20 protein-coding genes are annotated in these 23,461 nt (G+C 73.2%); 10 read left to right on the plus strand and 10 right to left on the minus strand.

Going from position 1 to position 23,461, the window contains the following annotated elements:
* The first annotated feature begins 157 nt into the window (after positions 1–157).
* Positions 158–2,308: an N-6 DNA methylase gene (locus tag EV372_RS28390; RefSeq protein WP_130398602.1), complete on the plus strand. Its 2,151-nt coding sequence runs from the start codon at positions 158–160 to the stop codon at positions 2,306–2,308.
* Between the two features lie 149 nt (positions 2,309–2,457).
* Here EV372_RS28390 and EV372_RS28395 read toward each other — a convergent pair whose 3' ends face one another.
* Entirely contained in the window at positions 2,458–3,420 is a 963-nt protein-coding gene (locus tag EV372_RS28395; RefSeq protein WP_130398603.1) for a WYL domain-containing protein, read from the minus strand.
* Between the two features lie 63 nt (positions 3,421–3,483).
* Between EV372_RS28395 and EV372_RS28400 the strand changes: the two genes are divergently transcribed.
* Positions 3,484–4,626: an epoxide hydrolase gene (locus tag EV372_RS28400; RefSeq protein ID WP_130398604.1), complete on the plus strand. Its 1,143-nt coding sequence runs from the start codon at positions 3,484–3,486 to the stop codon at positions 4,624–4,626.
* Between the two features lie 120 nt (positions 4,627–4,746).
* Here the strand turns inward: EV372_RS28400 and EV372_RS28405 are convergent, their stop codons facing one another.
* Together EV372_RS28405 and EV372_RS28410 are read right to left on the minus strand one after the other, a co-directional pair.
* Entirely contained in the window at positions 4,747–6,144 is a 1,398-nt protein-coding gene (locus EV372_RS28405) for a purple acid phosphatase family protein (RefSeq protein ID WP_130398605.1), read from the minus strand.
* A gap of 97 nt (positions 6,145–6,241) precedes the next feature.
* Complete coding sequence (locus EV372_RS28410; protein ID WP_130398606.1) at positions 6,242–7,897, minus strand: hypothetical protein; 1,656 nt, start codon at positions 7,895–7,897, stop codon at positions 6,242–6,244.
* Between the two features lie 253 nt (positions 7,898–8,150).
* On the opposite strand from EV372_RS28410, the gene EV372_RS28415 reads away from it, so the two are divergent.
* Entirely contained in the window at positions 8,151–8,807 is a 657-nt protein-coding gene (locus EV372_RS28415) for a hypothetical protein (RefSeq protein WP_130398607.1), read from the plus strand.
* Between the two features lie 195 nt (positions 8,808–9,002).
* Here EV372_RS28415 and EV372_RS28420 read toward each other — a convergent pair whose 3' ends face one another.
* The 5 genes from EV372_RS28420 to EV372_RS28440 all read right to left on the minus strand — a co-directional run bounded on the left by EV372_RS28420 (position 9,003) and on the right by EV372_RS28440 (position 13,801).
* On the minus strand, positions 9,003–9,446 hold the full coding sequence (locus tag EV372_RS28420; protein WP_486484073.1) for a YchJ family protein: 444 nt from the start codon (positions 9,444–9,446) through the stop codon (positions 9,003–9,005).
* 170 nt (positions 9,447–9,616) lie between these two features.
* Positions 9,617–10,576 carry a serine hydrolase gene (locus EV372_RS28425; protein WP_130398609.1) on the minus strand — a complete coding sequence of 320 codons (960 nt, stop codon included), beginning with the start codon at positions 10,574–10,576 and terminating at the stop codon, positions 9,617–9,619.
* 301 nt (positions 10,577–10,877) lie between these two features.
* Positions 10,878–11,066: a protein kinase family protein gene (locus tag EV372_RS28430; RefSeq protein WP_486484074.1), complete on the minus strand. Its 189-nt coding sequence runs from the start codon at positions 11,064–11,066 to the stop codon at positions 10,878–10,880.
* 68 nt (positions 11,067–11,134) lie between these two features.
* Positions 11,135–11,980, minus strand: a complete 846-nt coding sequence (locus EV372_RS28435; protein ID WP_130398610.1) for a poly(ethylene terephthalate) hydrolase family protein — start codon at positions 11,978–11,980, stop codon at positions 11,135–11,137.
* 408 nt (positions 11,981–12,388) lie between these two features.
* A complete protein-coding gene (locus EV372_RS28440; protein WP_253794161.1) occupies positions 12,389–13,801 on the minus strand; it encodes an MFS transporter in 1,413 nt (470 codons plus the stop codon).
* A gap of 200 nt (positions 13,802–14,001) precedes the next feature.
* Here EV372_RS28440 and EV372_RS28445 point away from each other — a divergent pair, with 200 nt between their 5' ends.
* Positions 14,002–14,856, plus strand: coding sequence for an MmyB family transcriptional regulator (locus tag EV372_RS28445; RefSeq protein ID WP_130398611.1), 855 nt, complete (start codon positions 14,002–14,004; stop codon positions 14,854–14,856).
* Positions 14,857–15,071: 215 nt separating this feature from the next.
* Here EV372_RS28445 and EV372_RS28450 read toward each other — a convergent pair whose 3' ends face one another.
* Positions 15,072–16,118, minus strand: a complete 1,047-nt coding sequence (locus EV372_RS28450; protein ID WP_130398612.1) for a glucose 1-dehydrogenase — start codon at positions 16,116–16,118, stop codon at positions 15,072–15,074.
* Positions 16,119–16,486: 368 nt separating this feature from the next.
* Here EV372_RS28450 and EV372_RS28455 point away from each other — a divergent pair, with 368 nt between their 5' ends.
* The 4 genes from EV372_RS28455 (at position 16,487) to EV372_RS28470 (ending at position 21,086) form a co-directional block, all read left to right on the plus strand.
* Positions 16,487–17,887 (plus strand): acyl-CoA synthetase, encoded by a 1,401-nt coding sequence (locus EV372_RS28455; RefSeq protein ID WP_130398613.1) that lies wholly within the window; start codon positions 16,487–16,489, stop codon positions 17,885–17,887.
* Positions 17,888–18,141: 254 nt separating this feature from the next.
* Positions 18,142–18,909 (plus strand): FG-GAP repeat domain-containing protein, encoded by a 768-nt coding sequence (locus EV372_RS28460; RefSeq protein ID WP_165436048.1) that lies wholly within the window; start codon positions 18,142–18,144, stop codon positions 18,907–18,909.
* Positions 18,910–19,107: 198 nt separating this feature from the next.
* Positions 19,108–19,527 (plus strand): Fur family transcriptional regulator, encoded by a 420-nt coding sequence (locus EV372_RS28465; RefSeq protein ID WP_013153727.1) that lies wholly within the window; start codon positions 19,108–19,110, stop codon positions 19,525–19,527.
* Positions 19,528–19,586: 59 nt separating this feature from the next.
* Entirely contained in the window at positions 19,587–21,086 is a 1,500-nt protein-coding gene (locus tag EV372_RS28470) for a catalase (RefSeq protein ID WP_130398615.1), read from the plus strand.
* 192 nt (positions 21,087–21,278) lie between these two features.
* Here the strand turns inward: EV372_RS28470 and EV372_RS28475 are convergent, their stop codons facing one another.
* Entirely contained in the window at positions 21,279–21,656 is a 378-nt protein-coding gene (locus EV372_RS28475; protein WP_130398616.1) for an ankyrin repeat domain-containing protein, read from the minus strand.
* Between the two features lie 224 nt (positions 21,657–21,880).
* Between EV372_RS28475 and EV372_RS28480 the strand changes: the two genes are divergently transcribed.
* Together EV372_RS28480 and EV372_RS28485 are read left to right on the plus strand one after the other, a co-directional pair.
* On the plus strand, positions 21,881–22,669 hold the full coding sequence (locus EV372_RS28480; RefSeq protein ID WP_019608411.1) for an SAM-dependent methyltransferase: 789 nt from the start codon (positions 21,881–21,883) through the stop codon (positions 22,667–22,669).
* A 357-nt stretch (positions 22,670–23,026) separates the two neighbouring features.
* Positions 23,027–23,461, plus strand: coding sequence for a hypothetical protein (locus tag EV372_RS28485; protein WP_130398617.1), 435 nt, complete (start codon positions 23,027–23,029; stop codon positions 23,459–23,461).

Consider the following 23,461-nt stretch of genomic DNA (forward strand, 5'->3'; position numbering starts at 1 on the left):
ACGGCTACCCGGTCCTCCCCCGCGTACACCCGTTCTGCTGTGAATCCGCCCAACCACCACGACCTCCCAGTTCAGAAGCTCGCGAACAGGGTTTTCACCCGACGCGTGTGTATAGTCGTGACCGGTCTGCTGTCGTCCCGAACGGGTGGGGAAAGCCATGGGCACCGGTGAGGTGGAGGTGAGCTCGGCCGACATCGCCAGGATCGCGGGCGTGAAGCCGACGGCGGTGAGCAACTGGCGGCGCCGCCACGACGACTTCCCCAGGCCGGTGGGAGGCACCGACCGCAGCCCCCGGTTCGACCTGGGGCAGGTGGAGGAGTGGCTGTCCACCCACCGCCAGGTCCCGAGCATCGACCCCGACCAGCGCCTGTGGCAGGCGCTGGACTCCCTGCGCGGCTCCGTCCCCGTCGACGCGGCGCTCGTCCAGGCCGGGGTGCTGCTGTGGCACCTGAGCCGCGACCCCGACACCGGGGGACACAGCGCCGAGGGACACAGCGCCGGTGCACCCGGGGAACGGGACGGGTCGGCGCTGGCGGGGCGCGCGTGGCGGGACTTCGAGGGCCTCCTGGAAGGCGCGGGTCTGGCCGGTCTGGCCGCGCGCCGCCCCGAACCCGTTCCGGACGCCCAACTGGCGCCGTTGGCCGACGCGGCGGTGCGCGCCGCGCGGGAGAGTGATCCGCGGACGGCCTTCGAACGCCTGCTCAGCCGCCTGGACCAGCGCTCCCCCTCCGGTTCGCACACGGTCCCGCCCGAGTTGGCCGACCTCATGGTGGCTCTGGCCGGAATCGCGGACGTCGGATCCGGCCCCGCCGGTACCGTGGCCGACCCCGCCTGCGGGCGGGGAGGTCTGCTGCTCGCCGCCGCGCGCAGTGGACGGCGCGCCCTGCTGGGGCAGGACCGGGACGCCGCCTCGGTGTGGCTGGCCGCCCTGCGCCTGGCCTTCGCCGGGGCCCTGACCGGGGAGGCGGACCTGCGGGTGGCCGACGCGCTGCGCCTGCCCGCGTTCGCCCCGGACCCACCGGACGGCGCGGACGGCGCGGACGGCGTCGACGCGGTCGTGTGCGCCCCGCCCTTCGGCGAGCGCAACTGGGGCGGCGAGGAACTCGCGGAGGACCCCCGGTGGACGTACGGTGTCCCCCCGCGTCTGGAGTCCGACCTGGCCTGGGTCCAGCACTGCCTGTCCCTGGTCCGGCCGGGCGGCTCGGCGGTCGTGCTGATGCCCCCGGGCGCGGCCCAGCGCCCCTCGGGTCGGCGCATCCGCCGGTCGCTGCTGCGCGCGGGCGCCTTCCGCGCGGTGGTCTCGCTCCCGCCCGGGTTCGCGGCCCACTACGCCGTTCCCCTCCAGCTGTGGGTGTTGCGCCGCCCGGAGCGGGACGCGGTCCCCGCTCCCGTGCTGCTCGTGGACACCGCCCCGCACGAGCCCGGGCAGGCCTCCGCGCCGGGTGAGGTCCTCGGCAGGATCGACCGGCTCTGGCGGGAGTACCTGTCCGGTCCGGAGGGCTTCGACGAGCGTCCGGGGGTGGCGCGGACGCTGGAGGTGGTCGACCTGCTGGGCGAGGACGTCGACCTGACCCCCCGCACGCGCCTTCCGGTTCCGCGCGCCGAGGCGGGCGACCTGGACCTGTTCGCCGAGCGGCGCGCGCGCCTGGAGGGCGCGCTGCGCACACTGCGCACGCTCCTGCCCGAGGCGCCGCGTGCCGAGCCCGGCGGCGAGGCGGTCGGGGTGGTCACGCTCGGCGAGCTGGCCCGGGCCGGGTCGGTGACGATCCGGCGGCCCCTCCCCCGGCGTTCGGCGGAGGAGGCGGGCCCGCGCACCAGCGCCAGGGTGGTCACCGGTGAGGACGTGGCCCGCGGGGCGGGGGCCTCGCGCACGGAGGAGGTGGACGCCGACCCGATGCGCAACCCCCCGATCCAGGAGGGCGACGTCCTCATCCCCGCGGTCGCGCCGAGGCCCGCCGCGCGGGTGGCGACCGGGGACGACGCCGGCGCCTTCCCGGGGGGCGGTCTGTACGTGGTGCGCACGAACCCGGGCGCGGTGGACCCGTGGTTCCTTGCGGGGCTGCTCACCAGCTCCGGGGAGAGCCAGAACATCACCCGGTTGAGCAGCAGCATGCGGGGCCATCTGAGGATCGACCCGTCCCGGATGCGGCTTCCGGTGCTGCCGGTGGAGGAGCAGAGGCGGTACGGGGAGCTCTTCCGGAGGGTGGCGCGCTTCCGGGAGGCCCTGCTGGAGTTCCGGGGATGGGGCGAGGAGCTGGCCGACCAGGCCGTCGACCTGGTCGCCGGGCGGTGGGAGACCTCTTCCTAGCAGCCGGGGGGCGGCACCGGCCCGCTCCTTGGGGCAGGGGCGTCGCGACGGCTCCTGGGAACCACCCGGGTTCCCTCGGTCCGACACGGGCGGACACGGGCAAGCGGGGCGCGCACGGTCGAGCCCCGCACCGGGCCGACGGGCGGGATTCACGTGGTGGACGCGCCGCCCGCCGCGCGGCGCAACCTCGCCGCGAGGCGGTCGAACGCCGCCGCGAGCTCGTCTCCGTCGATCACCTCGACGTCGACGTCGAGCTGTGTCATCCACAGCGCGAGCCGGTCCGGGTCGTCCGAACCCAGTTCGACACGGCACGTGGTCTCGTCGACCACCTCGATATCGACCGGGACGGGGATCTTCGCGGCGACCCTGGCGGCGGGGGCGTGCACGAGTACCCGGGCGCGGTACTTCCAGGCCGCCTTGCTGACGCGTCCGACGACGTACTCGACGGCGTCGTCCCCCGGGATCGCGCGCGGCTGGAACCGCGCACCCGTCGGTGCGCGCGGAACCATGCGGTCGACACGGAAGATCCGCCAGTCGTCGCGGTCCAGATCCCACGCGAGCAGGTACCAGAGCGGCCCCCAGCTCACCAGCCGTCGCGGTTCGGCGTGGCGGGCCCCCTCGCTGCCCCCGGGCTTGGTGTATCCGAACCGGAGCCGTTCGCCGCCGCGGACCGCGGCGGCGACCGCGCCGAGGACCGAGGGGTCGAGCGGCGGTTCGGTCCCCGGAACGACGCTCGTCGCCTCGCGTACCGCCTCCACGCGTCGGCGCAGGCGCGAGGGCAGCACCTGCTCCAGCTTCGCGAGCGCGGTGAGCGATGTCTCCTCGACGCCGAGCCTCCGGGTCGCGACCACACCCAGTCCGACCGCGACGGCGACGGCCTCGTCGTCGTCGAGCAGCAGCGGGGGCATCGCCGTCCCGGCGGCCAGCCGGTACCCGCCCGCGACACCGGGACGCGCGTCCACGGGGTAGCCGAGCGACCGCAGCCTGCCGACGTCGGCGCGCACGGTCCTCGTGCTCACACCAAGCCGGCCGGCGAGCTCTGAGCCCGTCCAGTCGCGCTTGATCTGGAGCAATGACAGCAGTTCGAGCAGGCGGGCGGAGGTCTCCAACATGTTCCCCATCATTTCGGCGATCGCGGAAGCTCCCCTGCCGCATTGCCTGGAAACGTCGGCGTCATGAACGAGGACGACGCACTCACACCGTTTCGCATCGACATCCCGCAGGCCGACGTCGACGACCTGCGCGACCGGCTGGCGCACACGCGCTGGCCGGTCCCCGTGCCGGGCCGAGAAGACCGCGCCGACTTCAGCCGCGGCATCCCCCTGGTGTACCTGAAGGAGCTCGCCGAGTACTGGCGCGACGGGTTCGACTGGCGTGCGCAGGAGGAGGGGCTCAACGGGTACGGACAGTTCACGACGGCCGTCGACGGCCAGACGTTCCACGTCGTCCACGTGCGGTCGGCGAACCCGGAGGCCGTCCCGCTGATCCTGAACCACGGCTGGCCGGGCTCGTTCGTCGAGTACCAGCGGCTCATCCCGCTGCTGACCGATGCCTTCCACGTGGTCGTCCCGTCACTGCCCGGCTTCGGGTTCTCCACCCCGCTGTCGGGGACCGGCTGGGAGCTGGCGCGGACGACGGAGGCCTACGCCGAGATCATGACGCGTCTGGGCTACGAGAGGTTCGCGGCCCACGGCACCGACATCGGTGCGGGCACCACCGGCCGCCTCGCCGCGCTCCACCCGGAGCGCGTCATCGGCACGCACATCGGCAGCGACCCGCGGTGGCTCGGGTTGCTCGGCGACAAGTTCCCCTACCCCGACGGCCTGTCCGATGACGAGACCGCCCGGATCGAGGCGGTGCGCGCCGAGGCCGCGGCCGAACGCGGGTACCTGGCGATGCAGGACCACCGCCCCGACACGATCGGCGCGGCACTCACCGACTCGCCGGTCGGTCAGCTCGCGTGGATCGCCGAGAAGTTCAAGACCGGGACCGACGGCGCCTACCGGACGCCGGACGAGACGGTCGACCGCGACCAGCTCCTCACGAACATCAGCCTGTACTGGTTCACCCGCAGCGGCGCGTCGAGCGCGCAGTTCTACTACGAGTCCGCGCACTCCGGAACCGACCTGGTCACGGTCTCTGACGTGCCGTCCGGATGGGCCGTGTTCGACGCCCACCCGCTCATGCGCCGCGCGGTGGACCCGCAGAAGGCGATCGGTCACTGGAGCGAGTTCACCGAGGGCGGTCACTTCCCCGCGATGGAGGAGACGGAGCTGCTCGCGGACGACATCCGCGCCTTCTTCCGCGGCGTTTCCTGACTCCGCGTCAGGGCCAGCGGGACGCGAGGACCCGTTCAAGACCCGACCGCCCCGGGCGCCCGCCCGGCCGTGGCCGGGGCAGCGGCCGCCCGGAAGACGCGTACGACGGGGGACGGTGCCTCAGGAGCCGTCGGTGACGCGCTTGCCGTCCCCCTCCTGGACGATGGTGAAGGAGTCCACGACCCGGCCGTCGGCGGTGCGGGACCGGTACTCCAGGGTGTCGCCGTCCACCGAGACCGTCTGGAAGGTCTGGGTGTCGGTGCGCTGCACGCGCACCTCGGCGCCGTGGTCGGTCCAGTTGCCCTCGGCCGCGTCGTAGGTCTTGGGGCCGGTCACCGCGACCACGTAGACCGGGCCGGTGTGCGTGTCGGGGTCGCCGGTCCGGTGCTCGGCCATGTTGCCGCGGGTGTAGGAGTGGTCGTGCCCCTGGAGGACCAGGTCCACGTCGTACTCCTCCAGCACCGGCAGCCACGCCTCGCGCAGCGGTTCGTTGTCGCGGTCGGGGTCGGCGGAGAAGACCGGGTGGTGGAAGGTGACCACGGTCCACTCGTGGGGGTTGTCGGCCAGCACCCGCTCCAGCCACCGCCGCTGCGTGTCCAGCCACTGCCCGGTCTCGTCCGGGGGCGCCTCGCGGTAGTTGGAGTTGAGCACCACGAACCGCACGCCCTGGTAGTCGGTGTGGTAGACCGTCTCGGCCAGGTCCGCGCCCTGGTCGGGGCCGTTGCCCGCGCCGTGGAACTGCGGAACCCAGTGTTCGCTCAGTCCGTCGTCGTACTCGTGGTTGCCGGGCGTGGCCACGTGGTTCACGCTCCCGGTGGCCGGGCCGAAGGCGTCGAACCACTCGTCCCACTCCGAGCCGCTGTCGGCCGAGTCGATCAGGTCGCCGGAGTGCACGGCCAGCTCGGCGTCGGGCGCGGCCTCCAGCCCGGCCCTGACAACGGGGGCGGCCTCGTCGGTGATGTCGTTCTGGATGTCGCCGAAGTACAGGAAGCTGAAGGGTTCGGCCCCCTCGGCGGCGGTGGTGAAGGTGCGCCAGTCGCTCACCGCTCCGCCTGTGCCGCCGCCCTGGTCTCCGGCGGCTTCGCCGCCTCCCCCGCCCGTACCGATCCGGTAGCGGTAGGCGGTGTCCGGTTCCAGGCCGGTGGCCGTGGCCGTGAAGGTGGAACCGGGCTCCTCCCCTCCGGTGGCCCGCCCCCGGACCCGGGTGGGCTCCGCGGATTCGTCCTCGGGACCGATCTCCAGGAAGGCCTCCCGCGCGCCGTGGGCGCGCCAGGTCACGGTCTGGGAGGTGCTGGGATCGGCGGTGGGTGAGAGGAGGACGCGGTCGACCGGCCGCTCGGGCGGGGCCTCGGGGGTACAGGCGCCCAGCCCGACCGTGAGGACCGCGCCGCCGAGGGCCGCGAGCGCGCGGAACGCGACGGAACGGGACCGGACCGGGGCGGACGCGGCCGAGCGGTCCCGCGGGGACCGGGGCGGCACCGAGCGGGGCCGAGGAGCGCGGGACGAAGCGTCGAGCATGAAGGACCTGTCCTTTCTGACGGCGAACCGGTGCCGCGGGCGCGAAGGGGCGGCGGGGAGCCGCCGACGCGACGGCTCCCCCGGTCTACCCGGACAGCTACCCGACCAGGGAGTCGAGCATGGGCCCGAACTCCTCGTCGGAGGTCAGCAGCTCCACCGACCTGTTCTCGTGGTCGATCCTGGCCCCCACGGGACGCAGGTCGGGCGGCGTGCCCTGATCGCGCGAGCGCGAACCGGGGTGCCACCAGTAGAGCTGGGCGCTGACGGGCTTGTCGCCGTCGGCGGTGAACCGCTCGGCGATCTGCTGCATGTGGTCCAGGGCGGCGATCGGGTGACCCTTCCCCAGGGGGTGGGCCAGGAGCACCTCGGGGACGGGGAAGGCCACGAGCGCGCCGTGCGGCAGGTCGCCGAGATGGCGGGCGAGGTCGTGCGCGTGCGCCGCCACGTAGGGGTGCTGGCCGCCGATGTGCACGATGTGCGCGCCGTTGACCTCGTGCTCGCTGACCTCGACGGCCTCGGCCACGGAGGCGGCCACCGCCTCAGCGAAGACCTCGCCGTCGGGGCGGCCGGAGCGCTCGTGCACCTGGCGGGGCAGCGGCCTCAGCGAGTCGGAGGCGTCCACGACCACGGTCTGCCACAGCCCGGGGGCGATCTCGCGGGTCAGGAGGGAGTCCAGCACGCCCTCGGGGAAGGCGGAGGCGGGGTAGAGGCGCACCCGGAGCCGTCCGTCGGTGTCGCCGCCGCCCTGCCCGGTGGCCTGGTTCAGCTGTTCGACCGACGTGCGTGCGAACTGGGCGGTGTTGTGCGCGATCTGCTCGGGGGTGGCCTCGCTCAGTGCGGCGCGCAGTCCGCTGATGTCGGCGCTGGCGTGGTTGCCGTCGGGCAGCGTCACGACGAGCGTGTCGGCGCCCTGGAAGGCGGCGCCCACCCCGACCTCGGCGAAGGCCTCCGCCAGGGAGACGGCCACCGTGTCGTCGGGGTCCGGCGCGGAGGGAGCGCCAGCCGGGTCCGCGTCCCGCGTACCGGTGGAGGACGCCTCGGCGGAGGACTCGTCGGCGGCCTGCTCCTGCTCCCGCTCCCGCGCGGCGCCGGCCATGAAGTCCGCGAAGCGGGCGGCCAGGTCGGTCCGCTGCTCCTCCGCGGCGATGACCGCCTGGTCGAAGGTCTCCCTCATGTCGGTCTCCATGAGGACCGCGCCCCCGAAGTCGAACACGCGCAGGCGGGTCGGCGGCAGGAAGTCGGCGCGCAGCCCCTCCCCCTCGCAGGCCCGCACCAGGGCCGCGCCGAACTCCTCGCGCGTCCGCTCGGGGTCCAGTTCGCGCGCCTGCTCCAGCCGGGCGCCGAGCCAGTCGGGGATCCGGTCGTGCGCGCGCGGAAAGCGCTCCAGTTCCTGGGCGTAGATGAGCGGGCTCGTCCCGGGCGGCAGGTCGGGTTCGGTGTCGTGGTTGTACTCGACGTTGAACTGGTGCGTGTGGTGGACCGAGAGGACCATGGAGAGCCAGGTGCCCCCGTCCTCCTGGAACCCGGACCGCTTGAGCGCGTCGACCAGGTCGCCGACACCGCCGGGTACCTCCAGCTGCCGGACCCGGCCGTCCGCCTCCTGGACGGCGAGCATGTCGCTGCGGTGGGCGCCGATCACCCTGGCCAGGTAGGTGAGCTGCTGCCAGCCCTCCGGGACGACCGCGACCAGTCGCCCGGCGAGGTTCTGGAGGACCTCGCCCTGCTCCAGGGGGCCGGGAGGTTGGGGAGTCATGTGGGGCTCCGTGTCCGTGTGGGTGCGTTCGGTCGGTTGCGCCTTCCCTTCCTATCGTGCCGGGAGGACGGAGTGTGACCTCGTCCGCACCTCACGCTGTTCGCCGCGCTCCGACGCCTGCTGACGCGGCCCGGGCGCCGTTTCGACCCTCCGACACGGAACCGCTACCGTGAACTCCGCCCTGTCGTGGCCGCCCCGCCCCGCCGCGGCCGCGCTCTCTCCCCCGGACCTGATACGGACTCCCATGAATTCCATGCGTACGCGCCGCAACGCCTCCCTCCTGGTCGGCGCGCTCCTCCTCGCGGTGACGGCCTGCGGCGGCGGTGAGGGCGAGGAGGCCCCAGCCGAGGGGGAGAAGGTCGTGCTGGACCTGGCCGAGTTCACGCGCGCCGAGGTTCCCGACAGCGTCGACAGGATCCGCCCCGAGGACCTGCCCGAGAAGCCCACGAGTGCCGAGCCGATGAACGTGCGCATGGCCTGGAACGCCATGGAGATGGCGCACAAGGCGGGCAACCACGTGGACCCCGACGCGACGGCCGAGTGCCCCGGCCCGGAGCTGGAGCCCGAGGTCGGATCCACCCTGACCTGCGACGTCGTGTACATGGGTGAGGAGTTCACCTGGGACATGGAGGTGACCAGCGGGGGCGTCCTCATCCAGTACGAGCAGACGCTGTCACCGGTGCCGGTGACCCGCGAGCGGGTCGAGCACTTGGTGCGCTGGCAGGTGCAGGGCGAGTACGTGCGGTGCGACATGCCCGAGATGGTGACCGCCGAGCACGGCGAGGACGCCGGTGTGACGTGCGAGTCCTGGAACGACTACGCCCACAGCACGCACCGCGTCACGGCGAGCCAGGACGGCATGCACGGGATCGAGACGCCGGAGAGCGACTACGGGGCCGAGGCCGCCTGACCTCGGGGCGGTCGGCCGCCGGGGCCCCGGGGCCGTGTGCGCAACCGCCGTGCGGGCGGGCCCGCCGGGCTCCCGGCGGCTTCGCCCGGAACCGCCCCGAGGGCGGGTGCCCGGGCGCCCGCCCTCGGCGTCGGGGGCCGGATACCCGGCCGGGACGGAGGCGTGCCCGCCGGGCCCTTGCCGTCCGCCGGGCCCTCAGTCGGCGAGCGCGTCGAGGTAGACCCAGGAGCCCTCGTGGCGCACGAAGCGGCTGTTCTCGACGAGCGCCTCGTCGCGGGCGCCCTCGCGGTAGGAGGCGCGGAAGGCGACCGTGCCCTCGTTGTGGAACGGGGTGCCCCCGGTGGTGGACAGGATCTCCAGGCGCACCCACTCGGTGCCGGGGTCCAGGTCCAGGCGTCGCGGCCTGGTGCTCGGGTGCCAGGTCCGCAGGAGGTGGTCGCGGTCGCCGACCGCGAAGGCGCTGTAGCGGGAACGCATGAGCTGTTCGGCGGTGGACGCCGTGGCCCGCCCGCTGTGCAGGCGGCCGCAGCAGTCCCGGTAGACCGCCGGAGCGCCGCAGGGGCAGGGCGCCTCGGGATCGGCCGCGGGCCGGGGCGGGGACGTGCGGTGGCGGGGTTTGCGCTGCGACATGCCCTCCATTGTGGCGTCCCGCCCCCGCTGGCGGTGACAGGCCCGGAGCCTGACCGGTTGCGGAGCCGGGGCGGCCGTGGAACCGGACCGGTTGCGGAGCAGAGGTGGCCGCGGAGCCGGGGCGGGTGCCGACCGGAGGCGGCCCCCGGGGCCCGCACGCGGGGACACGGTTCCCGCGTTCAGGCGCGGCCCGAACCGTCGGAGCCGTCGGACAGGGGCTCCGACATCCGGTCGGTCGGCGGTGTCACGCTCCGGACGTCCTGTCCGGTGAGGCCGGAGTGCACCTCGGCCGCCACGGACTCGACGGTGTCCACTCCGTACCGCATTCCGTCGTTGTCGTCGGTCAGGACGACGATGTCGTAGTCGCCGACCGGGGTGCCGCGGAAGCCGCCGATGCTGTGCACCCGCCAGAGGTTGGTGCCGGTGTGGGGCAGCCAGCCGTTCTTGAGGTGGACCCCGGCGTCGGCGGGCGCCCCCGAGGGCACGCCCCAGCGCTGTTCCCCGATGACGTCGCCCATGAGGCCGAGCGCGAACCCGCGCTCCTCCTGGCCGAGCACGTCGTTGTCGGTGCGCAGCAGGCGGAGCAGGGTGAGCTGGTCGGAGACAGTGGTCCCCATCAGTCCGACGTAGCCCTCGGGGTCCGGTTCCGTGGCGTCCATGCCCGCCAGGTCGAGGAACCGCTGGATGCGCTCGGCGCCGACCCGGTTGCGCAGCTCCGTGGCGGCGTCGTTGTCCGAGACGGTGATCATGGCGGTCGCCAGTTCCCTCTCCTCGGCGGTGAGCTCCCGGTCCTCGTCCATGGCGGTGCGCAGCAGCGCGCCGAGGACGACGACCTTGCCGACGCTGGCCGCGTCGAACTCCGCGTCGGGGTCGAGTCCGCAGGTGAGGTCGCCGCCGCGCGCGGAGACCCCCACGGCGATCGTCCCCTCCCGCTCGTCCACCCGCTCGCGGATCCCCTCGTCGAGCCGCCGCGCGACGTCGGGGTGCGACTCGGAGGTGCAGATCGGCTCCTGCGCGGAGGCGTCCGTCGCGGCGGTGCCCGGTGCGGCGGCCGCCCCGGAGGTGAGCGCGGCGGCGAGGACCACGGCGGCGGACCGTGCCGCGCGTCGGCGCCCGGCGGGCGTGCGGTCGGCGGACATGGAAGGGGCCCTCCCTCGTTCGGTGGATCGGGGCGGCGGAGCAGGCCGCGGACAGGGCCGACGGGCACCCTGGGGACACATGCGAGTGCACGGGGTGATCGACCGGCGCCCTTCGATTCTCGGTGTCCGCGCTCCGCCACGCGTGAGCGACACGGGGACTTCCGTTCGCGCGAAGCGGTGGTGCGGGGGGTGGTACGGGGAGAGCCGGGTGTCGAACGCGAAAGCGCGGACCGCCGACCGGTTCCCACCCGCCCTCCGACCGGCGGTCCGCTGGAGACGCCCCCGTCCGGGCCGTCCGCCGCTACCCCGCCTCGGCGCCGGTGCCGTCGTCGACCACCGCCGGGGTCAAAGGCCCTCGGACCCGGCGTGCGGAGCGCACCTCGCGGGCGAACCGGGCCCGGAACCCGGGGTCGTGGGCCAGCTCGTCCTTGACGAGCTCGACGGCGACCAGACCGCCGCCCGGGGAGCGGGCCAGGTGGACCTCGCCCATGCCGCCGGCCCCCGGACGGGCGCTCCCGGAGGGCGGTCGGCCGTCCGGGAGCGCGTGGGGCCGGTCCCCTAGCCGAGGTTCTTGCTGTCGGTGTCCCACTCGGTGGAGCACAGGCCGCAGTCGTCGCCGACGAACTCCTGGCGGGCCCGCTGGTCGCCCTTGAGCCGCCACTCCAGCCAGGCGACGCCGACGCGTCCGTACTCCCCGCCGTTGGGCTCGGCGAAGGTGCCGTAGTGGCCGACGTCGAGGTGGCCGATGAAGGCGGGCAGCCCCCGCGGCAGCCGCCCGTAGTCGTCCAGGGCGTTCTCGTAGGCGATGTCTCCGGGGCCGCCGGTGAAGTAGGCGACGGGGGCGTGCAGGTCCTCCAGCAGGTCGTTGTCGCGGTCGGTCAGCAGGCCGCTGTTCCACAGCACGGTGGTGTCCACGCGCGGGTCGTCGGCGACCTCGTAGGTCTCCAGGCCGCCGCAGGACTGGCCCATGATGGCGACGCTGTCGGTGTCGATGTGGCCCCGGTACTCGCTGAACAGGCGGCCGTTCTCCTCGATCGCCCAGTCGACGGCCTCGGTGAGCATCTCGGGGTCGGTGCTGCCGAACCCGCCGGGTCTGCCGCTGGCGATGACCAGGAAACCGTGCGAGGCGAACTCGGTGAGGATGTTCTCGAACCACGTCCCGTCGGCGCGGCAGGCGCCGTTGCCCCAGGCCACGATCGGCAGCCGCTCTCCCTCGGGCAGGTCCACGGGCCGGTAGACGGTGTGGTCGCGCAGGCGCAGGGTGGTGACGTACTCGGCGTCGTAGGGCCCCGTCCCGCCCAGGGCCCGCACGGGGTCGGCGGCGGCCGTCCCGGGGGCGAGGGCGGCGGCCGTCGCCAGGCCGAGGAGGACGGACGCCGTTCGGCGTACCAGTGGTGTTCCCATCACATGCTCCTTGGGGGGTGCGCGAAAAGCGGGGGTGTGTCTTCCAGCGCGCTGGACACCGAATATCGGACGCCCCGGAAGGGCTGTCAACACACCCCCGCGCACAACACGTGGTTCCACCGATACGCCCTCCGGGCCTGCGTTTTCTCCGCTCGGTGACGGCGCGCGCACCTGACCAGGAGAGGAGGGGACCGGAGAAGAGGGAGAACGCTCCCGCGGAAAACGCGGCTGTTTCTCCGGCCCCGCACGGAACACCGACGGGGGCTTCGCGCTCCCGTGACTCGTCACAGGAGACGAGCCCTTGACCGCCGGTCCCGCGGCCCGGAAGGCTCCACACCGTGATCACCTCCGCTATCGGCGGCATCGCGCGACCGTCGGCTCATGGTGTCGGCACCGATTGTTCTCAGCTCAGCGTCTGGGCAGGGCGAAGGCGAAGAGGGCGAAGGCGATCGCGAACACGGCCTGGACGATCATGCAGATCGCGAGTGCCGTCATGTAGGCCTGCCCGGGCGGGGCGGTGGAGCCAGCCATCGCAGTACCCAGAACCCCGCCAGCGACCGCGACCCCGAGCCCCATCGCGGCCTGCTGCGTGGTCTGGACGACCCCGGAGGCCGCCCCTGCCGAGGAGGGCGCGACGTCGGCGATCATCGCTCCGACCAGCGGACCGAACATGAGCGCCTGACCGACCCCGACGCCGACCAGCAGGGCACCCAGCGTCCACCCGCTCATGCCCGGGCCCTGCATGAGCACCGGTGCCGCGGTCGCCGCCAGCATCGCCGCCTGGACGAACCCGCCGATCGTCAGCAGACGGCGGAACCCGAAACGGGGTGCCAGCTTTCCCGACCAGATCGACACGGCGAAGAAGCACAGCGCGAACGGCAGCAGCACGAAGGCCGCGCTCATCGGGGACCAGCCCAGACCCGTCTGTGTGGAGAGCGCGTAGAGGAACGTGAACGCACCGAAGGCCGACTGGAGCAGGAGGGCCATGATGAGGCCGAGCCGGTACGACCTCAGACGCAGGAGCGGAGGCGGAACGAGCGGGACCAGGTCGCGGCGGTGCAGTCGGAGCTGCCGCGTCCAGAACGCCGCGAACGCCACCGGACTGGCCGCCAGCAGTGCCCAGCACCACCCGGGCCAACCGAGCGCACCGCCCTGGGACAACGGGATCATCAGCGCGAGCAGCGACGCCCCCAGCAACGCGGTACCGATCAGGTCCAGCGAACGATCGCCCGGCGCGTCGGTGCTGGGCATCCAACGCAGAGCGGCGAGGAACGCGACGGCGCCCATGAGGGCACTCATCGCGAAGACCGTGCGCCAGGGGGAGCCGAGCAGGGGGACCGACAGCAGGACGCCGCCGAACACCTGACCCACCGCCGTCGCGCCGCCCGCGGTCGCCCCGAACAACGCCACCGCCCGGGCACGCTCGCGTCCATGCGTGGAGGCCGTGATCGTCGCGAGCACCTGAGGCACCATCGCCGCCGCCGACACGCCGGTGAGCGCGCGGGCGACGATCAGCACGGTAATGGTCGGCGCGAGCGTCGCCATCAGCGAGAACGCGGTGAACCCGGCCATGCCGAACAGGAAGAGCCGCCGCCTGCCGTACAGGTCGCCCAGGCGTCCACCGACGACCATCGGCGCGGCGAAGCCCAGGGAGTAGACCGACACCACCAACGACTGCTCGGAAGCTGAGGCCTGCAACGAGGTTCCGATACTCGGTACGGCGATGCCCGCCGCTGCGAAGCTCATCACCGACAGCAACAGGGCGGACAGCGCGGTCAGGAGTCCGACCATGCCCAGCGTCGCGGGCGGCGCCCCCTCCATAGCCGCTGATCGGTCCAGCGTGGTGGCACTGCGGGGCTCGCGGTGACCCCCGGTCCGCGCAGAGGACGTCTCGCTCCGCGGTTTCGATTCTCTAGTCACGTCTCGACCCTGGCAGGGGCCTCATCCTGGTACCAGGTGCCTGTTTATGGGGGTACTGACCGAACCTGGCTACTGGTCCGCACGTGAGGCATGGTGGGAACATGACAGGTTCCCGACCCCCCGCGATCAGACGCGATCTCGGCGCCTTCCTGCGCACCCGACGCGAGCGGCTCACCCCGGACCAGGTGGGGCTTCCCGCCACCGGGCGCCGTCGCACGCCCGGCCTGCGGCGCGAAGAAGTCGCGGTGCTCGCTGGGGTGGGCGTCACCTGGTACACCTGGCTCGAGCAGGGCCGACCGATCAACGTCAGCACACAGGTCCTGACTGCGGTCGGCAGGGCCCTTCGCCTGGACGACACCGAGAAGCGACACCTGGAACGCCTGGCCGGTGCGCGTACTCAGTCGACCGCTCCGCTGGCACTCGACGCGTCGCTGTCGGCGGCGTACCAGCCGGTACTGGACAAACTCGACCCCTACCCCGCCTGTCTACAGACCAGCGTGTTCGACGTGGTGGCCTACAACCTCTCCTACCGCTTCCTGTTCACGGACATGGACCGGATACCGCCCGCCGAGCGGAACTGCGCGTTGCAGTTCTTCACCAACGCCGAGTGGCGCAGCCGTTACGTCGACGACGACATCGTCGCCGCGCGGATGGTCGCACAGCTGCGCGCGGTCGCCGGCACCGGCACGGGCCACACCGCGAGCACCGCGGTCGAGGAGCTGCGGCAGCGGTCGGAGGAATTCTCACGGCTGTGGGAGCGGCACGACGTCATGCTCCAGCACCTGGAGACCAAACGACTGGACAGTCCGCGCGTCGGCTTGCTGCGACTCAATTTCGTCTCGACCAACGTCGCGGAGACCGGTCACCGCCTGACCGTGATGACACCGGCCGACGAGGTCACCTCACAGCGGCTCCTCCAGCTCTCAGAAGTGAACGTCGACGCCCAGCTCGGATGACCTCAGCGGCCCACTGAGGGCGTCCGCCGACAGGCTCTTCGCCCCGGGCGCGCCCTCGCACAGCGACCGTGGCCCCTTTCACCGTGGTCTCGCGCCCATAGCGCGGTTCGACCGTCGATCCCCGCCATGAGAACAGGACCACCGCGGGTCAGGGCCCTTGCGTCGCACCGGTGGCGTTTCCGGCCAGACCTCGTCCAGCACCTGCCCGCGACCGCTCACAGCTCGATGACGGTCTTGACGTCGTCACCGCCGGGTTCGAACGCCTCGTGCGCGCGCTCCAGCGGCAGCCGCCGGGTGATCATCCGCTCCAGCCAGGAGCGGTCGGCCCGCGCCAGCGCCCGCGCGGCCATCTCGTAGTGGCGCAGGTTGGCGTTGACCGACCCGAAGAGCACGTCGTTCTCCAGGACCAGCTGGCGGTTGATCGCCCCGGCGTCGACGTCGATCGTGCGCCCGCCCGACGAGATGCCGGTGAGGCACACGATCCCGTAGGCCGCGTTGTGGGCCAACGCGTCGAGGATGACACTGGAGGCGCCGGTGGCCTCGATGACCACGTCCGGCTCGCCCGTGGCAGCGACCTCGGCGACGCCGCCGGTGTGGTAGGTCGCCCCGAGGGCGGCCACCAGTTCGGGCTTGACCCCGTGCTCCACCCGGTCCAGCACGTGCACGTCCAGACCGCGCTGGACGCCGATCATGGCGGCGAGCAGGCCGATCGGCCCGGCGCCGGTGACGAGCAGGCGGCGCGGATCGAACCAGGCGCGGCCGCCGATCCGGTCGATCTGGTCCCACGCCTTGGCCACGACCGTGGTCGGCTCCATCAGCACGCCCACGCGCTCCAGCGACGGGTCGAGCCGGACCGCGTAGTCGGCCTCCACCGTCCACTGCTGGGAGCCGTAGCCGTGGATCTGCTTGATGCCGCGCTCGGTGAACCCGCCGTTGCGGCACATGTCGAACTCCCCGTGCGCACAGGCCCCGCACGGCACGGGGTCGGGCCTGCGCACCACCCCCACCACCAGGTCGCCCGGGGAGAAGCCGCTGTCGTCGGGGGCCTCGCGCACCCGGCCCAGCGACTCGTGCCCCAGGACCAGGCGCTCGTGGCCGGGAGGCGCCTCGCCGTACTCGCCGCCCGCGATCTCGCGGTCGGTGCCGCAGACACCCAGCGCGACGCCGTCGACGAGCAATTCCCCCGCGCCCGGCACGGGCGCCTCGACCTCGCTGACCCGCACCGAACCGGCCTGCGACGGCACCACCGTCAGAGCACGCATGGCCCTCCCCCTCACCTGACGCACGTGTTGGCCCCGGTACCGCGTGCCGAGGCGTCCCCGGAACGCGGGACCGGGGGTCGGGAACGCTCCCCGGCGCCCGCCCCGTCCCCGGGGATTCTGCCAAGCGGCTACCCGGGCGCCGCTCCCGACACACGAGGCGGGGCGCGAACGGGCCGAGGCGCAGCCCGAACGGGGCGCGACCGGGTCGGGACGTGAACAGGGCGGGGCAGAGCGGGAGCGGGGCCGGGGCGGGCAGAGCGGGAGCGGAGCGCGGACGGGGCTGGGGCGTGAACGGGCCGAGGCCGCTCCCGCACCGCTCCTGTGGTGTACTGGCCGACTGGACAGGACACGACCGGAAGGGGCACGAGGTGCTGCTGGGTTCTGGCGCGGGCGGGGGAACCGCGGTGAGCGTCGGCGGGGCGGAGCTGGACCGCGAGGGACTGTGGTCGGCCGCGGCCGCCGTGGCCGGGCGTGTGGCGGGGGCGGACGCCGTCGCCGTGCACGGCGAGGCCTCGCTGTCCACGGTCGTCGCGGTGGTCGGCGGCCTGCTGGCCGGGGTGCCCGTGGTCCCGGTCCCGGCGGACTCGGGGACCGCCGAGCGCCGCCACATCGTGCGCGACTCCGGCGCCTCGCTGTGGCTGGGCGCCCCGACGGAGGACGTCGGCCTCCCCGTGGTCCCCGTGGACCCGGCCGAGCGCTCCTCGTTCGCGCTCCCCGAACCGCCGCCCGAGTCCACCGCTCTGGTCATGTACACCTCCGGGACCACCGGACCGCCCAAGGGCGCCCTCATCCCGCGCCGGGCCGTGGCCGCCGACCTGGACGCGCTCGCCGACGCCTGGGACTGGACGCCCGACGACGTGCTGGTGCACGGCCTGCCGCTGTTCCACGTGCACGGCCTGATCCTGGGCGTGCTGGGGGCCCTGCGCGTGGGCAGCCCGCTGCTGCACACCGTCCGCCCCACCCCCGCCGCCTACGCGGCGGCGGCACGGGGGGCTCGGCGCGGAACCCTGTTCTTCGGCGTGCCGACGGTGTGGTCGCGGATCGCCCGCGACCCCGACAGCGCACGCGCCCTGTCCGGGGCGCGGCTGCTGGTCTCGGGCAGCGCCCCGCTGCCCGACACGGTGGCCGACGGCCTGCGGGAGGCGTGCGGCCACAGCCCCGTGGAGCGGTACGGGATGACCGAGACGCTGATCACCGTGGCGGCGCGCGCCGACGCGCCCCGGCGCACCGGCTGGGTCGGGACGGCGCTGCCGGGCCTGGAGACGCGGTTGCGCGGCGAGCACGGTGAGCCCGTCGCCTGCGACGGCGAGAGCGTCGGTGAGCTCCAGGTCCGCGGCGCCACCCTGTTCGGGGGCTACCTCGGGCTGCCGGAGGCCACGGCCGCGGCGTGGACCGGGGACGGCTGGTTCCGCACCGGCGACGCGGCGGTCCGCGACGGGGACGGCTGGCACCGGATCGTGGGCCGGATGTCGGTGGACATGATCAAGACCGGCGGCTACCGGGTCGGCGCGGGCGAGGTCGAGTCGGTGCTGCTCGGCCATCCCGGGGTGATGGAGGCCGCCGTGGTGGGCGAGGCCGACGACGACCTCGGCCAGCGGATCGTGGCCTACCTGGTGGGCGAGGGCGTCTCCCCCGAGGCGGTCATCGACTTCGTGGCCGAGCGCCTGTCGGTGCACAAGCGCCCGCGCGAGGTGCGTGTGGTGGACACGCTGCCGCGCAACGCGATGGGCAAGATCCAGAAGAAGCTGCTGGGCGACGCGTCCGCCTGAGTGCCGGCGGGGCGGCGGCCCGCCCGGACAGGGGATTCTCCCCCTCGCTGGAGTACTTGATCAAGCAGCACTTTTACGACGTAGATCACAAAAGGGACATTCCCATGGCCGCAGGGACGCGGGTGGTCCACCTCGGCGGACCACCCGCGTCGACGGACACGGAGACGGGTCCGGCCGCGAGGACGCCAGTGCCCCACATGACCGGATCCGGCGCCAGGCACCGCCCGTCCGGGCGGACCGCCTACGGTTCTGTCATGACCTCCGACGCACCTCCCCCCGCCCCGTCGCGCTCCCCCGCGGTAACCGGCCGCGGGCACCGGGGGCTCTGGGCGGCGATCGGCCTGGGACTGGCGCTCACCGGCTGCGGCGGTCCGGCTCCGCCACCCGAGCCCTCCGGGCCCAGCGCCTTCCCGCCGTGCTGGGACGCCGCGGGCCGGCTGACCGCCGATGTGGACAACGACGGCCACCTCGACCGGGTCACCGGCACCCGGGGCGTCGGCGCGGAGCTGGGCGTCTCCTTCGGCGGGGAATCCGGGTTCGCGGAGCCGCGCACACCTCCGGACCTGGTCGGAAGCCCTCCCGAGGAGGAAGGGGAGGAGGTCAAGGCGGCGGTGGCCGACTTCGACGGCGACGGGTGGCTCGACCTGGCGATCGCGGCCGCCACCCTCACCGGGGGAGACGACGTGGTCCCTCCCAGGGTGGCCGAGCTGCGCCTGGGCCCCTTCTCGGAGCGGGGGACCGGGCAGCGCACCGTGGGACTGGACCTGCAGAGCACGGTCGGGCTGCGCGTGGTCGACTTCGACGAGGACGCGCACCCCGACCTCGCGTCGTACTACTACGACGGGGACGGCGTGTACGAGATGCTCGGCATGCTGGGCGGCGCCGAGGACGGACTGGGCGGCAGGGTCGACCACGAGATCGACATCGGCGACCCCTACGACGACGTTCCCGACAAGAAGGGGCCCTCGGAACACCTTCCCCCCGCCGCCCTGGACCGGTTCCATCCGGCCTGCGATGCGTGACCGCGGCAGGCATTCGGTGACCGGGCGCGGCCCCCGCGCCCTCCCGCGCGACCCCGCGCTTCCCGTCCCCTCGGAAAACCGGACGAGGCGCGCGGCGAGACGGCTCCCCGAATCCGCCACGGCCCGCCGGGTGGGGGCCGGAGCCGGGTTAGGCGCACCTTTGTTGGAATCATTCCAGAAAAGTGGTTCAATGGGCGCATGCACCAGACGGAGACCGAGGCCCTCCTCCGGGGGGCTTCGCTACGCGTGACCCGACCCCGGGTGGCGGTCCTGGAGGCGGTCGGGGCTCATCCGCACGCCGACGCCAGCACCGTGCTCCAGGCGGTCCGCGGCCAGCTCGGTGCGGTGTCCACACAAGCGGTGTACGACGTGCTCAAGGCTCTGACGGACGTCGGACTCGTCAGGCGGATCGAACCGGAGGGGTCGCCCGCGCGCTACGAGCGCAGGGTGGGCGACAACCACCACCACGTGGTCTGCCGCAGCTGCGGCACGATCGCGGACGTGGACTGCGCCACCGGAGCCGCGCCCTGCATGACGGGTTCACAGGACCACGGTTTCGCCATAGACGAGGTCGAGGTCACCTACTGGGGCATCTGCCCCGACTGCCAGAAGGCCTGACACACGCCCGGTGCCCTGACCGCGGCACCGAAAGATCCCACCTTAGGACCGAGGAATTCATGTCTCAGGACAACACGAAGCCGCTGACCACGGCCAACGGCGCCCCGGTAGCCGACAACCAGAACAGCCTCACCGCCGGGCCGCGCGGCCCGATGCTGCTCCAGGACCTGTGGTTCCTGGAGAAGCTCGCGCACTTCGACCGCGAGGTCATCCCCGAGCGTCGGATGCACGCCAAGGGCTCCGGAGCCTTCGGTACCTTCACGGTCACCCAGGACATCACCCGGTACAGCAAGGCCGCGATCTTCTCCGAGGTCGGCAAGCAGACCGAGATGTTCGCCCGCTTCTCCACGGTCGCCGGTGAGCGCGGCGCCGCCGACGCCGAGCGCGACATCCGCGGCTTCGCCCTGCGCTTCTACACCGAGGAGGGCAACTGGGACGTCGTCGGCAACAACACCCCGGTCTTCTTCTTCCGCGACCCGCTGAAGTTCCCCGACCTCAACCGCGCCGTCAAGCGCGACCCTCGCACCAACATGCGCTCGGCCGAGAACAACTGGGACTTCTGGACCAACCTCCCCGAGGCCCTGCACCAGGTCACCATCGTGATGTCGGACCGCGGCATCCCCGACGGCTACCGCCACATGCACGGCTTCGGCTCGCACACCTTCTCGTTCATCAACGAGGCGGGCGAGCGCTTCTGGGCCAAGTTCCACTTCCGGACCCAGCAGGGCATCAAGAACCTCACGGACCAGGAGGCCGCCCAGGTCGTGGCCGGGGACCGCGAGTCCGCGCAGCGCGACCTGTTCGAGGCCATCGAGCGGGGCGACAACCCCAAGTGGACCTTCTACGTCCAGATCATGCCCGAGGCCGAGGCGGCGGACTACCGCTTCCACCCCTTCGACCTGACCAAGGTCTGGTCCAAGAAGGACTACCCGCTCATCGAGGTCGGCGAGTTCGAGCTCAACCGCAACCCGGAGAACTACTTCGCGGACGTGGAGCAGGCCGCCTTCACCCCGGCCAACCTGGTCCCGGGCATCAGCTTCTCGCCCGACCGCATGCTCCAGGGCCGCCTGTTCTCCTACGGTGACGCCGCCCGCTACCGCCTGGGCGTCAACCACCACCAGATCCCGGTGAACTACCCGCGCGGCGCCAAGCTGGTCAACACCTACCACCGCGACGGCACGATGCGCGTGGACGGCAACCAGGGCGGCGTGCCCGGCATCGAGCCCAACTCCTACGGCCGCTGGCAGGAGCAGCCCTCCTACGCCGAGCCGTCGCAGGCCATCGGCTCGACCGCGGACCGGTTCGACTACCGCGAGGACGACGACAACTACTTCGAGCAGCCGGGGAACCTGTTCCGTCTGATGAACGCGGACGAGCAGCAGCGCCTGTTCGAGAACACCGCGCGCGCGATCGACGGCGCCTCCCAGGCCACCATCGAGCGCCACATCGGCAACTGCACCAAGGCCGACCCGGCCTACGGTGAGGGCGTGCGCAAGGCGATCGAGGCCCTCCAGGCGGGCAAGGTCTCCGCGACCGACCCCAACTCGGACGCCGTCTGAGCGACGCCTGAGGCCCCGACCGGGGCGAGGGCGTGAGGACCCCGGACCCGGGTCCGATCCACCGAGCCGACGCGGCCCCGACCGCGTCGGCTCGGCCTGTTGGGGGCCCGGGCCCGCGGGTCCCCGGAGGGCGTCGAACGCCGTCGGGCCCGGGGGCCGCGGCGGCGCGGCCCCCGGGGCGGGATCGGCGGATCAGGGCAGCAGGTGGGAGCGGCCGAACATCTCGGCCGCGGCGCGGGCGCTCGGCGTGCCCGCGTCGAGGTCGGCGCCCGCGGCGACGAGCACCGCCACGATGCCCTCCTCCCCCTTGAACAGCGCACCGGCCACGGGGGTCTGGTCCCGGTCGTTGCGCAGGTCCACGTCGGCGCCGCGGTCCACGAGGGCGCGGACCGCGGCCTCCTGTCCGTGGTAGGCGGCGAGCATCACCAGGGTGTTGCCCTGCTCGTCGCGGGCGTCCACGGGAAGGCCGTGGTCGAGGAACTCCAGCAGCTCCTCCGTGCGCCCCTCCCGGGCCAGGTCCATGGCCAGGGCGATGACCCGGCCCGTCTGCTCTGCGGAGAGTTCGTTCATGGGTTCCATGCTAGACATCCCACCTGGCCGAACGCGCGCACGCGGGCCCGGCGGAACCCGGAGGGCGCCGGGGCGGGAGGGAGCCGGGCCGGGGACGCACGGGGGCGTAGGAGGGCACGCATCGTTGCCCGCAAACCCCTGTGACGCAAGGGTTTCGTGGTTGCGGTGGTGCCCACCGGGCCAGGACAATCGCAGTGCGACACCCACTTCCCCGAGAGGACACCATGACCGCCACTCCCCCCATCGACACGTCGGTCCCCCACTCCGCACGCGTGTGGAACTACTGGCTGGAGGGCAAGGACAACTACCCCGTCGACCGGGAGCTGGGCCAGCAGATCGCGCGGGCCTTCCCCGAGATCGTGGAGGTCGCCCGCGCCGACCGGCAGTTCCTCGTCCGCTCGGTCACGCACCTGGTCGAGGAGGAGGGCGTCCGCCAGTTCCTGGACATCGGCACCGGCCTGCCCACCGCCAACAACACCCACGAGGCCGCCCAGGCCGCCGCACCCGAGTGCAAGGTCGTCTACGTCGACAACGACCCCCTGGTGCTGACCCACGCCCGCGCCCTGCTCACCAGCAGCCCCGAGGGCTCGACCGAGTACGTCGACGCCGACCTGACCGACCCCGGCCCCCTCCTGGAGCAGGCCCGCCGGTACCTGGACTTCTCCCAGCCGATCGGGCTGACGTTCATGGGCACCCTGGGCCACTTCCCCGCGGACGAGAACACCTACGCCCTGGCCCGCGCCTACGTGGACGCGCTGCCGTCGGGCAGTTTCCTGGCCCTGTGCGACAGCACGAGCACGAGTCCGCAGATCATCGAGGCGTCCAAGGCGTGGAACGAGGGCGCGAGCCAGCCCATCCACCTGCGCACCGCCGAGGAGATCGAGCGCTTCTTCGACGGTCTGGAACTGCTGGAGCCCGGCGTGGTCTCGGCGTCCCTGTGGCGCCCGCTGCCCACCGAGCTGGGCGAGCCCAAGGAGGTCGCCCAGTACGGCGGCGTGGCACGCAAGCCCTAGCCGGAAACGTGCGGGCGGGGTCGTCCGGCCGCCGGAACCCGGAACGGGGCTCTGGTGCCGGGCGGTCCCGCTCCCACCGGCTGGTGGGAGGAACCGGGCCCGGGGGCCGGAGTCAGAAGGGCGGTCCCGTACTCGGCGGACGGGACGAGGGAGCGATCGGTACGCGGCACGGACCGCCTCCCTCCGGAGGCCGACCGGTGCTCTGACCCGCTGGGGAGGAACCGGAACCGAGGGCCGGAGCACCGCGCGCCCCGGGGACAGCCTGCCAGCGGCCTCCCCCGGAAGGAACTCTGATCCGCCCCGATCGGGCCTGTGGACAACCCGGTCCGGCCGCGTCGGCGCGCGCATACTCAGAGCATGCTCTCCTCACACGCCTCCGCCCTGCTGTCCGCCCTCCTCGACGAACTGCCCGGCACGAAGCACATCCTGACCCTGCACACCCGGCACGTGCTGGTCACATCCGTCGAACGCCGGGAGGAGGGCTTCGACGCCGAACACCCGGCGGTGGTGGAGCGGCTGTGCGCCGCCGTCACCGGCGGCGACCTCGCGGCGGTGGTGCTGCGCAGCCCCACCGACCGGATCTCCCACACGCTTCCCGACGGGGTGGACGTCCCCGTGACGCTGGTGCGCGGCTGGACGGTCACCGACCGGACCCTGGTGCCCCTCGACGAGGCGCGGATGTTCGACGCCCACTGCACCGACCCCGCGTCGGGCGAGCCCGTCCCGCCGGAGCCGGGCGTGGTGTACACGGACGCGCCCGCGGTCGACCTCACCCTCTTCCACGGCACGTGA

It is taken from the genome of Nocardiopsis sp. CNZ308 (assembly GCF_004217075.1).